The organism is Gammaproteobacteria bacterium (assembly GCA_024235095.1).
Taxonomy (GTDB): domain Bacteria; phylum Pseudomonadota; class Gammaproteobacteria; order Competibacterales; family Competibacteraceae; genus UBA2383.
This window is the reverse complement of the sequence record JACKNC010000001.1, coordinates 1,962,852-1,975,258: the sequence shown is the minus strand read 5'-3', so window position 1 is coordinate 1,975,258 and position 12,407 is coordinate 1,962,852. Positions and strand designations below refer to the sequence as shown.

General features: G+C 56.5%; 11 protein-coding genes, 4 tRNA genes and 1 pseudogene. 5 read left to right on the top strand and 11 right to left on the bottom strand.

Translation table 11 applies throughout. The features are described from left to right. Positions 1-7 precede the first annotated feature (7 nt). From nusG to H6973_08780, 11 genes are all read right to left on the bottom strand, one after another. Positions 8-547: a transcription termination/antitermination protein NusG gene (gene nusG / locus H6973_08830; protein MCP5125722.1), complete on the bottom strand. Its 540-nt coding sequence runs from the start codon at positions 545-547 to the stop codon at positions 8-10. 12 nt (positions 548-559) lie between these two features. Further along, on the bottom strand, positions 560-937 hold the full coding sequence (secE, locus tag H6973_08825) for a preprotein translocase subunit SecE (protein MCP5125721.1): 378 nt from the start codon (positions 935-937) through the stop codon (positions 560-562). A gap of 85 nt (positions 938-1,022) precedes the next feature. Next, positions 1,023-1,098 (bottom strand) — tRNA-Trp (locus H6973_08820). Positions 1,099-1,162: 64 nt separating this feature from the next. Then, complete coding sequence (gene tuf, locus H6973_08815; GenBank protein MCP5125720.1) at positions 1,163-2,353, bottom strand: elongation factor Tu; 1,191 nt, start codon at positions 2,351-2,353, stop codon at positions 1,163-1,165. A gap of 82 nt (positions 2,354-2,435) precedes the next feature. Next, a tRNA-Thr gene (locus H6973_08810) sits at positions 2,436-2,511 on the bottom strand. A 26-nt stretch (positions 2,512-2,537) separates the two neighbouring features. After that, positions 2,538-2,611: transfer RNA gene (locus tag H6973_08805), tRNA-Gly, on the bottom strand. 78 nt (positions 2,612-2,689) lie between these two features. Next, positions 2,690-2,774, bottom strand: a tRNA-Tyr gene (locus H6973_08800). A 95-nt stretch (positions 2,775-2,869) separates the two neighbouring features. Next, complete coding sequence (locus tag H6973_08795) at positions 2,870-3,469, bottom strand: TetR/AcrR family transcriptional regulator (GenBank protein ID MCP5125719.1); 600 nt, start codon at positions 3,467-3,469, stop codon at positions 2,870-2,872. Positions 3,470-3,499: 30 nt separating this feature from the next. Next, on the bottom strand, positions 3,500-5,497 hold the full coding sequence (locus tag H6973_08790) for a hypothetical protein (GenBank protein ID MCP5125718.1): 1,998 nt from the start codon (positions 5,495-5,497) through the stop codon (positions 3,500-3,502). Further along, entirely contained in the window at positions 5,478-6,344 is an 867-nt protein-coding gene (locus H6973_08785) for a protein phosphatase 2C domain-containing protein (GenBank protein MCP5125717.1), read from the bottom strand. The genes H6973_08790 and H6973_08785 overlap by 20 nt, the downstream gene beginning before the upstream one ends. After that, positions 6,341-7,036: a VWA domain-containing protein gene (locus H6973_08780; GenBank protein MCP5125716.1), complete on the bottom strand. Its 696-nt coding sequence runs from the start codon at positions 7,034-7,036 to the stop codon at positions 6,341-6,343. Before H6973_08780 ends, H6973_08785 begins: the two co-directional genes overlap by 4 nt. A 233-nt stretch (positions 7,037-7,269) precedes the next feature. Between H6973_08780 and H6973_08775 the strand changes: the two genes are divergently transcribed. The 5 genes and pseudogenes from H6973_08775 (at position 7,270) to H6973_08755 (ending at position 12,399) form a co-directional block, all read left to right on the top strand. After that, positions 7,270-8,019 carry a hypothetical protein gene (locus H6973_08775; protein MCP5125715.1) on the top strand — a complete coding sequence of 250 codons (750 nt, stop codon included), beginning with the start codon at positions 7,270-7,272 and terminating at the stop codon, positions 8,017-8,019. Positions 8,020-8,190: 171 nt separating this feature from the next. Continuing rightward, positions 8,191-9,365, top strand: a pseudogene (locus H6973_08770) (IS630 family transposase). A 103-nt stretch (positions 9,366-9,468) separates the two neighbouring features. Continuing rightward, positions 9,469-10,461: a TRAP transporter substrate-binding protein gene (locus H6973_08765; GenBank protein MCP5125714.1), complete on the top strand. Its 993-nt coding sequence runs from the start codon at positions 9,469-9,471 to the stop codon at positions 10,459-10,461. Between the two features lie 73 nt (positions 10,462-10,534). Continuing rightward, on the top strand, positions 10,535-11,125 hold the full coding sequence (locus H6973_08760) for a TRAP transporter small permease (GenBank protein ID MCP5125713.1): 591 nt from the start codon (positions 10,535-10,537) through the stop codon (positions 11,123-11,125). After that, entirely contained in the window at positions 11,122-12,399 is a 1,278-nt protein-coding gene (locus tag H6973_08755; GenBank protein ID MCP5125712.1) for a TRAP transporter large permease subunit, read from the top strand. The genes H6973_08760 and H6973_08755 overlap by 4 nt, the downstream gene beginning before the upstream one ends. The last annotated feature ends 8 nt before the right edge of the window (positions 12,400-12,407 follow it).

Here is a 12,407-nt window from a genome sequence, read left to right as displayed (position 1 = left end):
ACGCCGGTCAGCGGGATACCTTTTCGACCTGACTGAATTCCAGCTCTACCGGGGTGGTGCGTCCGAAGATCATCACCCCGACGCGCAACCGGTTCTTTTCGTAATTGACTTCCTCAACGACACCTTCAAAGTCATTGAATGGACCATCCGTGACCCGCACCATTTCCCCTGGTTCGTAAAGCACCTTGGGCTTGGGTTTATCGACGCCATCCTGAATCCGTTGCAGGATCGCCTGGGCTTCCTTCTCGGAAATTGGCGCGGGCCGGTCGCTGGTTCCTCCAATGAAGCCCAATACCTTGGGCGCGTTGCGCACCAGATGCCAGGTATCGTTGTCCATCTCCATTTGCACCAGCACATAGCCGGGAAAAAATTTGCGGTCACTTTTGCGCTTCTGACCATCGCGCATTTCTACGACTTCCTCAGTCGGCACTAGAATCTGCCCAAACCGGTCCTTGACGCCTTCGCGATTGATGCGCTCCAGCAAGGAGCGTTTGACCTGCTGCTCGAAGCCGGAGTAGGCCTGCACGACATACCAACGCATGGTCATAGCGCGCCTCTGTTACCCGGTGATCAGGCGAACCAGCCAGAGCAGCAGCATGTCGAACAGCCACAGCAAGATGCCCATCAGAATCACCATAGCCAATACGATCAAGGTGGTTTGCGTGGTCTCGGCGCGGGTGGGCCAAACGACCTTGCGCAGCTCGGAACGGGCGCCACGGATAAACTCCAGGGTTTCCGCGCCCGGCTCGGTCTTCAGCGCGATAGCAACCGCGGCGCCGACCGCGATCAGCAACCCCATGACCCGCACAACCAGAATCAACTGGTTGGCGAACAGGTAAAAAGCAACGAGCGCGATCAGGATCAGTGCGCTTGCCGCCGCCAGTTTGAGCGCATCGGGACGGCTCAGGGTTTGCGTTTCAGAGTTGGTTGAATTCATGCGGATTCTGGCTTTGTGCTCTCCAGGAAATACCCGCTTACCAGAAAAGAGGATAAGCGGAGCCTGAAGCCTGCCATGAGAGATATGGCAGGCCAGGAGGGTCTCGAACCCCCAACCTGCGGTTTTGGAGACCGCTGCTCTACCAATTGAGCTACTGGCCTGTATTCATAACATAGAGTGAATCGCCGGTCAGACGTTCCATCCCATGCAACACTGGATCAAAAATCACTCGATGATTTTAGCGACGACGCCGGCACCGACGGTGCGTCCGCCTTCGCGAATGGCAAAACGCAATCCTTCGTCCATCGCAATCGGCGCGATCAAACTCACCACAATCCGCACATTATCCCCGGGCATCACCATCTCCACCCCTTCCGGCAGGTCCACCGATCCCGTCACGTCCGTCGTGCGAAAATAGAACTGGGGCCGGTAGCCTTTGAAAAAGGGCGTGTGCCGTCCGCCTTCTTCCTTGCTCAAAACATATACTTCCGCTTCAAAATTCGTGTGCGGCGTGATCGTCCCCGGCTTGGCCAACACTTGGCCCCGCTCAACATCATCCCGCTTGGTGCCGCGCAACAGAACGCCAACATTGTCTCCAGCTTCGCCCTGATCCAGCAGCTTGCGGAACATTTCCACCCCGGTGCAGGTGGTCTTCACCGTGGGCCGAATCCCGACAATCGCGACTTCTTCACCGACCTTGATCCGTCCACGCTCGACGCGACCCGTTACGACCGTGCCCCGCCCGGAAATCGAAAAAACATCTTCAATCGGCATCAGAAACGGTTTGTCCACTTCGCGCTGCGGTTGCGGAATGTACTCGTCCATCGCCGCCACCAGCTTGTGGATCGAGGGTTCGCCCAACTCGCCTGTATCCCCTTCCAGCGCCTTGAGCGCCGATCCAGTGATGATCGGCAGGTCGTCGCCCGGAAAGTCGTAGCTGGACAGCAATTCCCGCACTTCCATTTCCACCAGCTCCAGCAATTCAGGGTCGTCTACCATGTCGGCTTTGTTCAGATAGACCACAATGTAGGGGACGCCCACTTGCCGCGCCAGCAGAATGTGCTCGCGCGTCTGCGGCATCGGCCCATCCGCCGCCGATACCACCAGCACCGCGCCGTCCATCTGCGCCGCGCCCGTGATCATGTTCTTGATGTAGTCCGCATGCCCCGGGCAGTCTACATGCGCGTAGTGCCGCTTGGGCGATTGGTATTCTACATGCGCCGTGGCAATGGTGATACCGCGCGCCTTCTCTTCCGGCGCGGAGTCAATCTGGTCGTAGGCTTTGAATTCCCCACCAAATTGCACAGCCATCACCCGCGTGATCGCCGCCGTCAGCGTGGTCTTGCCGTGATCCACATGACCAATCGTCCCCACATTTACATGCGGCTTGCTGCGCTCAAACTTTTCTTTGGACATCCAGGCACTCCCCTGCAACTCTTAGGGCCAGAGATTCAAATCACTCCGCCTCGATTGGGCGATTTTTTGTATAACATAATTCTGGAGCCCATAACCAGATTCGAACTGGTGACCTCATCCTTACCAAGGATGCGCTCTACCGGCTGAGCTATATGGGCGAAAACCTTTTACTAACCATCATATATGGAGCGGGTGATGGGAATCGAACCCACACCATCAGCTTGGAAGGCTGAGGTTCTACCATTGAACTACACCCGCTTTGATCGCATCTCCATCAGAACTCCGGTTGAACCCGATGGTAGCGCTCCGAAATCTGCTGGTGTTTATCGGCAGCGATGGTGGAGGGGGAAGGATTCGAACCTTCGAAGGCTGAGCCAACAGATTTACAGTCTGCCCCCTTTGACCGCTCGGGAACCCCTCCAAAACGGAGTCGCGTATTTTGCGGTTCACAGGGTTACTTGTCAACCATGGAAAAGAAATTTTTAGTTGCGTCACTATTCGATCAGGATAACAAGGTTATTGAGTGAAACCGGCCAGATAATTGTCAAGCAAGGATTCAGTCACCTCTTGAATGGATCGACCTCCCACCGCTTCCAGTTTCTGGTCGAAACCCAGTATACAAATACCATGAATTCCACTCCACAGCGCGCGCGCGGCTAAAGCGACTTCCTCTGGATGTCGTCGCGGACAAAGCAGAGTCAATGGTTGTTGCGCCAACTCAAACATACGCGTCACTTTTTCCGTGAAGGAGTCCGGCACGGTTTCTCCTTTTGGCAACCGGTGCTGATAAATGGCCAGCCAACGATGAGTTTCCGTTAACGCGAAGGTGATGTAAGCCTGCGCCAACGCCCGGATCGCTGTCGCGGGCGGCGGCTGGCTGGCAACCGCAGCAGACAACATGCCATACAGCCGATCAAGAGTTCGTTCGTTCATCTGCACGATCAGATCATCGATATTGTTGAAAACCATGTACAGGCTGCCCACCGTATAGCCAATGCGGCTGACCACCTTACGCGCGCTTAAACCGGTCAGACCTTGTGCTTCAACCAGTTCTTCAGCCGCTTGCAACGCAATTTCCCGTAATTCCTCACGCGTATGTGTGTTGCGTCTACCCATGCAGCAAGCTCTCTATGGTGCGCCCTGTTCTTAAACCCGATGGCGCGGCCGCCAACCGCCAAAACCCGGATAAAAGATGCGCAGATCCGCCCGAGCCTGAGCTTCCCGCACGGCCTGGCGGATCAGAGCGATATTCAGCTGGGCGCGCTGTTTAAGAATATCCGCTTTTATTTTAGCCAGTTCGTCGGGACTTGCCAGTAATTCCCGCTCAATGGACAACCGTTGCTGTTGGTATTGCCGGCGCAGATCAGCGACCGTCGCAGGACTAATGCTTTGCCGGGGATCGTAATGAAATTGCGCTTCCAGCGCTCGACGCCAATCCAGCAGAGCACTTGCCCGCTGGCGACCCAACCGTTGACCGAAGCCAGGGACGGCGCGGATAGCTTCGGCGCTGATATCAGCGGCGGTCTCGATGCCGTAGGATTCCAGTGCGATCCGGTCGGTAGCGCGAATACCGGGAATCTGGGCAATGTCGATAAAGTGATTCTCCAGAAACGCTTGCAGTTGAATCTGGCGCTGGTCGGTTTCCAGACGCTGCAAATTCTGTTGCAATGTTTCCGGTAATTGCCGATAGCGGTCGTGCAGAGTATACAAGCTGCGCAGAGCAGTCGTGAACGGTTGATCACTAGCGCGCTGTTGCCAGGCGGCCTGGAGATCAGCCAGTTCCTGGCGGGCAGCCAGCAATGCCAATCGGCGGCGCTGGTATTCGCGGCGGATTGTATTATCGCGCAGCAACGACCACAGGATGGCGGCCAGTGGTAACCACAACCAGCTCAGCCGGGAATGAATCATCATCGCCGCCAACGTCGCCCCGGCAATAACCGCCGTCCTTATCTGATTGCCGCGCTGGATGCGCTGCAGGACTTCCGGCAATGGGGTAGGCGTAACGGGCGTTGTTGAATCAGGATGGGGCATAGCCTCGATAGCGGGCGGCGTGACCGCTAAAATACGGTTCCAGACGCGGTCGAGGTCAAAATTGGGATAACGGACAGGAGGTGGACTTGCTGGTGACGGTCGCGGCGGCGGAAAGAATAGAGCGCCGCTGACCTGCTCCAGTTCGCACCATGGACAGGCGGACAGATTGCCTGAGTATTTGTGCAACGCATTTCGCCCACAAGACCGCAATTCCCGGTTTAACCGCTCCAGGGCCAGCAACCATTCGCGGGGCTTGGGACGGCTTTGTCCAACCGCCAAGGGCACAAAAGCGCGCTCAAACAGATCCGCGATGGATCGAGGCAGGGCGGTGAATGGCAAGGTATGAGGCGGTGGCTCCATCAACCAGGCGGCGGCATGCGCGCCAAAGGCAAACCGGTATTCCTTGATAGCGCGTTCGATGGACATATCGCCCCGACCCTGGTAGCGACCGGCGAATGGGTGGCGACCCATGAACAAAAGATGAAAGCAGAGCAGCGCCAGGCCAAAGGCGTCATGCTCGGAGCTACGGCGCAGACCATGAAACCGCTGGCCTTGCAGTTCCGGCGCAGTGAATTGTGGAACGCCCACATTGCAGGGGAACGAACGGTCGTTGGCGTTAATCTGGAAAGAGTCGCAGTCGATCAGCTTGACCAGTGCCTGGGCCGATACAACTACATTACCCGGATTCACATCGCCGATGACATGGCCCCGGGCATGAATGGCCTCAAAGGCGCTGGCCAGATTGCGGGCGGCATGGATCAGAAATGACCAGTCTGCGTGAGGAAAGGCCCGTTTGCGGTGGGACGGGCCATAGAGGCTGTGAATTTCCTGGTAGCCATTGACCCGGGGCATAATGAAGCCCTGTACCGGACCCTGGGGTTTAGCGCGCAATACGTCCACCGGCCAAGCGGCGATGTCCAGCAATCCAGGATGGACCTGACGGGCCATGCTTTCCAGTTTGAGCGCCTGGTCAGGATGTGTCGGCTGGTGATAGACCTTGGCGACAAAGCCGGGTCGGCCAGCGATTTCATGGACCGCGCCTTCCCCGCCCTGTCCCAACAGACGCCCGAGTTCGATCGAATGACCGGCGCCGCTATAGAACTTCGTCACCATTATCTTCTCGAAGCCCGGTCGCAGGCGCCAATTCTCCTCCTGCCGGTATCGCCGGAGCCGTTTCCGGCGCCGCCAGCCGGCTGGCCAGAATCAGCGTCTTGTCATCGTGAGTGCGCTGATTGACCGCTGGGCTGTCCAGAAATTGCTCCAGCGCCTGGGTCAGCGCCGCCAGGCAGCCGTCCTCGGGATAGTCGCGCAAACTCTGAAACATCGGGCGGAAAAATGGCTCATGGGCCTGATGACTTTGATAGTGCAGCGCCAGTGGTTGCAAGCCATCAGTCAGCAAAGCAATTTCACCAACAGATTCGGTGAGCGTTGTACATTCGAGACGGTTTGCCGCATTCACATCGGTTACGAACCAGGTTTCGTTAGGGTATTCACCGCCCTGTGGCCAAAATATCGGTCGGTAGCTATCACCGCTCTCAACAATGATCGCGCCATCGCCAATTTGCAGGAACAGCGCCTGGCCGGGGGCTATGATCGCACCCAGGAGGGTGCAGGCGAATTCCCGGGCAGGTAGCCCGGCATCCGCAGCGTGTTGAGCCAGGCTCGCCTGAATATGGTGAAGCCAGGATAAAGCAACGGTAGGTTGCCAGCCGTCGTTATTCACCTGCGCCAACCAGTTTGCGCATTCAGCCAGCAAGATTTGACAGGCTCGTTCCGCGCCTTCGCGTGACCGGATTGCGCTGCCCGCGCCATCAGCGGCGACCAGTATTAATACCGGGACGCCATCCGGCATGAATAGCTGTTGAACAGCACAGGCATCCTGGCATTCAGTCCCGCTGCTCCGATGAGCAACACCGGTAACGCTCGCTTGAACAACGCGCCAACGGCCATTCTCACTCACACTGAGGCCCAACCATCGGGTGTGGTCGGGTTACTCAACGGTACTTCAGCGCCAGGCGCCGAACGCGATACCGAACGCATCGAATTGGACAGCCATTGGAACAGTTCCCGAAAACGCAAGCCTTTAAGTCGCAAAGGTTGGCGCAGGGAAATATGTTGCAGGATGTCCAGATTCGCGCCCTCAACGCCCACCGCGAAGAAGGCGAATGCGCGACTTTCCTCACCCTTGCGCACCTCGCTGGCCGCGGCTTTCCATTCATCAGTCGGGCTGCCGTCGGTGATCAAGAACACCCAGGGCCGGAAGAAAGGAATGCCGTTTTCGCGGTACAAGGTTTTGCGCTGATTCAGCAACTCCAGTCCGCGTAAAATGGCCGCGCCCATCGGCGTGTCTTTTTGTGCGGCGAGTTCCGGGGGAATAAATTGTTCAGCCGTCTGGAAATCGTTGACCACTTCGACCGGGCCGAAACTGACGATAGCGATCTCGACGCGCTTGGCGGCCAGGCTGTCGGCCAGCAATTCCTCCTTGAACATGGCAAGCCCCTGATTCAGCTCGGCAATCGATTCGCCATTCATCGACCAGGAGTTGTCCAGCAGCAGCACACAGGGACAACGCGGTTCCGGGTTATCAGCAAATTCGGCGACGCTAAAATCAACGCCGAAAGGAGTTTGTCGGGAAAGTTCAGGTTCATTCATACGATCAGTCTCCGGATTTGCCTATCAATTTGCGAAACACAGCGAGCTATGATGGTCTTCACACACATCACACACATATTAAAGAATCATTCACTCAAACGGATATCGCGGACTGCATCGATTGCATCCAAGCCAGCCCTGGGCGGCTATAATGCCCACTCAATAACATTTGCTCCACCCGCCGCTGAGCGAATAAGTTTTAGGGGCAAGGACTGATGAATGGAGAAACAGGCATGAAGTGGATTGGAAAGGCTGGGGCGATCATGTTCATTATGGTGCTGACGCCAGGTTGCGCGTATTACCAATCCTGGATAGCGCGCTTCACCCGGCCAGCGTCAGCGCATCAACCACAAACCGCGCCTGCGGTTCCCCCGTCTGCCCTCGAACCCAAACTGGATGCGATGGACAACCGACTGGATCGCATCGAACAGATGCTTGCCGATGTGCGGGAACAGGGCCGGCAACGACAAATCCAGGAAGAACGCTCTCAACAGTCCCTGGCAGGTTTACGGCAAGAGACGCGGAATACTCATCTAGCAGTAGCTAGTTTGCGCAAGTTATTAGCCAAGCAACATTCGACTCTGGTTACCCGTTTGCGGGAAACCGCAGCGGAGCCTTCAACCGATTTTTGGGCGGTCGATGTCCCGATGGGCGCGCTGCCCAACGGCGGACAGAATCCCGAGGTACGCCGGATTCCCACGCAGATTCCGGACAAGGCCCGAGAGATTCTGGTCTATGCCCAAGTGGCGACCGGCTATGTCAAAGGCGGTCCCCATCGCTTCCGGATTTCGGTGCGGGTGCAGGGGGACCGGGAAGCCGCGTTCTATCTCTACGCGATCGGTTTGCCGCAGCAGAGTTGGGCCTACAATTCGGACAACGTCTGGCTGCCGATGCCGCGCGATCGCCAGCTGATCCTGCGTGCCGAAGGCGAGCCGTTCTTCGGCGACTGGCGCGGCGAGGTGCGCATCGTGGGGTATCGTTGAGTTCAGAAACTCTGCCCAGTTATCGAATAGCCATAACCTGAAATGTGGGGGTAACAGCGAGCAAGATGACTATGATACGTTTAATCGTGCATTCATCCTAGTGGGCTGACACAGAAGTTTTGACAGGTAGCGGTGGGTGCCCTATGGTTGAGATCAACAGGAGGAATCACCATGGCCCACAAGTATCTGGTTGATCTAACTGAAGAGGAGCGGGAAGACCTGCTGAAGGTCATTCATAAAGGCAAGGCAGCGGCGCGCAAGGTTGCCCGTGCCCATGTGTTGCTGCAGGCTGCGGAAGGGGCGACGGATGAGGCCATTGCCCAAAGCCTTCACTTGGGGATTTCGACCGTTCATCGTACCCGTCAACGGTTTGTCGACGAAGGGTTGCTGGCGGCGTTAAGCGAGCGGCCACGAGTCGGTTTGCCCCCGGCCTTGACCGGCAAACAGGCCGCCTTTCTGGTCGCCTTGGCCTGTAGTACCCCGCCCGCTGGCCGTTGTCAGTGGACTCTCCAATTGTTAGCGGACCGCTTCATGGAACTCCGGCCCATCGAAGCCATTTCCCGTGAGAGTGTGCGGCGCATCCTTAAAAAAACGACCTCAAACCCTGGCAACGTCAAGAATGGTGTATTCCCAGTGTCAGTCCCGATTATGTTTGGCATATGGAGGATGTGTTGGACCTGTACGCCGAACCCGATGATCCTCAATACCCCCAAGTGTGCTTCGATGAAAGTCCGGTGCAATTGACCAGCGAAACCCGCTGTCCTCAACCCGCCCGCCCGGGTCAACCGGCGCGCTATGACTGTGAATACAAACGCGAAGGCACCGCCAATTTATTTCTATTCGTACAACCCTTGCGCGGGTGGCGTCATGTTAATGTCACGAAACAGCGCACCAAACGCGATTTTGCCCAGCAAATGCAGCAACTCGTTGATGTGTACTTTCCGAAGGCGGAGCGAATCCGGTTGGTCGTGGATAACCTCAATACCCACACTCCTGCGGCCTTGTATAGTGTCTTTTCTCCAGAGGAAGCCCGCCGGATCACCCGCAAGCTCGAATTTCATTACACCCCCAAGCATGGCAGTTGGCTCAATATGGCGGAATGTGAGTTCGCTGTTCTCGCCGGCCAGTGTTTGAATCGCCGCATTGCGAACCTCGAAACTTTGCGGAAGGAAATCGCCGCTTGGCAAGGCCCACGCAACCTACGTCAGACCAAAATCCACTGGCAGTTCGGCACCGACTTGGCCCGGGTCAAACTCAAGCGCCTCTATCCTCCCTTGAAATCTTCTGAAACCCCGGTGGACCTAGAAACCTCTGAACCTGTCAAAACTTCTGTGTCAGCCCACTAGTTTCTTCTACGCTTAAAAAAGGTCGACGCGCGGTCGGCCTTTTTCATCAGGCTGACGTTCTGTTCAGACACAATAACGAAGACACTAAAGGAGAAACATGCTTATGCGTAAATTAACCTTCCAGGCGCTCTTTGTCAGCGCCGCGCTGGCCCTGCTCGCCAGCATCGCTCATGCGGAAATCGTCATCAAATTCTCGCATGTCGTTGCCGAAAACACCCCCAAAGGCAAGGGCGCGGCGTTGTTCAAGAAGCTGGCTGAAGAACGGTTGAAAGGCAAAGTGACGGTAGAGGTTTATCCCAACAGTTCGCTGTTTGGCGACGGCAAGGAAATGCAGGCTCTGCTGCTGGGCGATGTGCAGCTGATTGCGCCATCTCTGTCTAAATTTGACCGCTACACCAAGCAGCTTCAGGTATTCGACTTGCCATTCCTGTTCAAGGATCTGGCCGCAGTCCGTCGCTTCCAGGACAGTCCCACCGGCAAGGCTCTACTGAAGTCAATCAGCAAGAAGGGATTGACCGGCCTGGGCTACTGGGATAACGGCATGAAACAGCTTTCGGCCAATAAACCCTTGCGGATGCCGGAGGATGCCAAAGGTCTGAAATTCCGCATCCAGCAATCCGATCTGCTTGAAGCCCAGTTCAAGGCTCTCGGCGCGTTCCCGCAGAAACTGGCGTTTGCCGAAGTCTACCAGGCGCTGGAAACCGGCGTGGTCGATGGCGCGGAAAATCCCTGGTCAAATATCTATTCGCAGAAGTTCTTCGAGGTGCAGAAGTACATCTCCGAGTCCAATCACGGCTACCTGGGCTATATGCTGGTGACCAATACGAAATTCTGGGAGGGTCTGCCGGACGATGTGCGCGCCGAGCTGGAAAAAATCCTGGATGAAGTCACTGTACAGGTCAATCAGTGGGCCGAGGAACTGAGCACGAGCGATCGGCAGAAAATCAAGGATTCCGGCAAGACCGAAATCCTGGCGCTAACAGATGAAGAACTAGCGGCCTGGAAAAAGACCTTGCAACCCGTCTATAAGGAATTCACTCCCAAGATTGGCAAGGAGATTGTCGACGCCGCCATGGCGGCAGCGGCGGGCAAGTAAATAGCACCCGCGCGCGCCAGGTTATTAAAGTTGGCGCACGCGGGTTTCCACGCTTTCGCTTGGAGAATCCTCAATGTTCACCCGCATCGTTCATCATCTGGAGGAAGGGTTTATCGCCCTGCTGCTGGGGCTGATGACCGTCATCGCTTTTACCCAGGTTATCAATCGCTATATCTTCAGCACCGGCTTTACCTGGGCGCTGGAACTGACCACTTATCTGTTCGCCTGGCTGGTGCTGTTTGGCATTTCCTATGGCATCCGCACCGGCGCACACATTGGCATCGACATTCTAGTACGCAATTTTCCGCATAAGCTGCGTCGCGCCGTCGGCCTGTTTGGGGTGCTAGCGTGCTGCGCTTACTGCATCATCCTGCTCGTTGGCGCGCTGGATTATATCCATACCCTCTATGAACTCGATATCGATGCCGATGATTTGCCGATCAAACTCTGGATTCCAAATATCATGCTGCCGTTGGGTCTGTTATTAGCCCTGTTGCGTTTGTTGCAGGTCGGCTGGCGCACCCTACTCGGTCAACAGGAAGGTTTGCAGCTGCCCGACGAGGCCCGCGAGGCGCTTGAATCGGTTGAGGGGGTCGAAGTCGTCGAAGCGGTCGAGGTGCTCCACCCCGCCCCATCCAAAGACCGCGAGGAGAAAGCGCCATGACTACACTGTTCCTATTTGTCGCGTTATTCGTTTTTCTGTTGTTAGGCGTGCCCATCGCTTTCTCCCTGGGTTTATCCAGCATTCTGACCATCCTGTTCTTTACCAGCGACTCCCTGTCGTCCATGGCGTTGAAATTGTTCGACACCATGCATCATTACACGCTATTGGCCATTCCCTTTTTCATATTGGCCTCGGCGTTCCTGACCACGGGCGGTGTAGCTAAGCGGCTGATTCGTTTTGCCATTGCCGCAGTTGGGCATCTCACCGGCGGCATGGCGATTGCTGCGGTGCTGGCCTGCATGCTGTTCGCCGCCGTCTCGGGTTCATCGCCCGCGACTGTGGCCGCGATCGGTTCAATCGTGATCGGTGCCATGGTCAAGGGCGGCTATCCCAAGAACTATGCAGCTGGCATTATCTGTAATGCAGGTACGTTGGGAATTTTGATTCCGCCCTCGATTGTCATGGTGGTGTACGCCGCCGCTACGGAACAGTCGGTCGGCCAGTTGTTCATGGCTGGGGTGATTCCCGGTATTCTGCTGGGGCTGATGCTGGCGATCGCTATCTTTTTCAGCGCCCACAAGATGAAGATTCCCCTGCAGGCCAAGGCTTCGCTGCGGGAGTTGCTCACTGCTGCCCGAGACGCCATCTGGGGGCTGGGACTGATTATCGTCGTGCTCGGCGGCATCTATGGCGGCCTGTTCACCGCGACCGAAGCGGCGGCGGTGGCGGCGGTTTATGCGTTCGTTATTGCCCTGTTCGTGCATCGCGACATGCGTTTTCGCGAAGTGCCGAGAGTATTCGCCGACGCCGGCAAGGTAACGGTGATGCTGTTGTTCATTATCGCCAACGCCATGATGTTCGCCCATGTTCTGACCACCGAGCGCATTCCGCAGGTCATGGCGGAAACCATCGTGGGCTGGGGACTATCGGCCTGGCAGTTCCTGATCGTGGTTAATATCCTGCTGCTGATCGCGGGCAACTTCATGGAGCCGTCGTCAGTCCTGTTGATCATGGCGCCGATTCTGTTTCCCATCGCCGTCCAATTGGGGATCGACCCGATTCATTTGGGTATTATCATGGTGGTCAACATGGAAATCGGCATGATCACGCCACCCGTGGGACTAAACCTGTTCGTTACGTCCGGGGTCACCGGTATGCCGTTGTGGGAGGTGGTCAAGGCCGCTTCACCGTGGTTGCTGGTCATGTTGACCTTCCTGATTCTTATTACCTATATCCCGCAAATCAGCCTGTTCCTGCCGCAGTTGCTGTTCTAGAGTAACTA

Bases quoted from the DNA above. Each gene is read 5' to 3' on its own strand.
- nusG (MCP5125722.1), bottom strand. From the start codon at position 547: ATGACCATGCGTTGGTATGTCGTGCAGGCCTACTCCGGCTTCGAGCAG.
- secE (MCP5125721.1), bottom strand. From the start codon at position 937: ATGAATTCAACCAACTCTGAAACGCAAACCCTGAGCCGTCCCGATGCG.
- tuf (MCP5125720.1), bottom strand. From the start codon at position 2,353: ATGTCCAAAGAAAAGTTTGAGCGCAGCAAGCCGCATGTAAATGTGGGG.
- H6973_08795 (MCP5125719.1), bottom strand. From the start codon at position 3,469: ATGGGTAGACGCAACACACATACGCGTGAGGAATTACGGGAAATTGCG.
- H6973_08790 (MCP5125718.1), bottom strand. From the start codon at position 5,497: ATGGTGACGAAGTTCTATAGCGGCGCCGGTCATTCGATCGAACTCGGG.
- H6973_08780 (MCP5125716.1), bottom strand. From the start codon at position 7,036: ATGAATGAACCTGAACTTTCCCGACAAACTCCTTTCGGCGTTGATTTT.
- H6973_08775 (MCP5125715.1), top strand. From the start codon at position 7,270: ATGAAGTGGATTGGAAAGGCTGGGGCGATCATGTTCATTATGGTGCTG.
- H6973_08765 (MCP5125714.1), top strand. From the start codon at position 9,469: ATGCGTAAATTAACCTTCCAGGCGCTCTTTGTCAGCGCCGCGCTGGCC.
- H6973_08760 (MCP5125713.1), top strand. From the start codon at position 10,535: ATGTTCACCCGCATCGTTCATCATCTGGAGGAAGGGTTTATCGCCCTG.
- H6973_08755 (MCP5125712.1), top strand. From the start codon at position 11,122: ATGACTACACTGTTCCTATTTGTCGCGTTATTCGTTTTTCTGTTGTTA.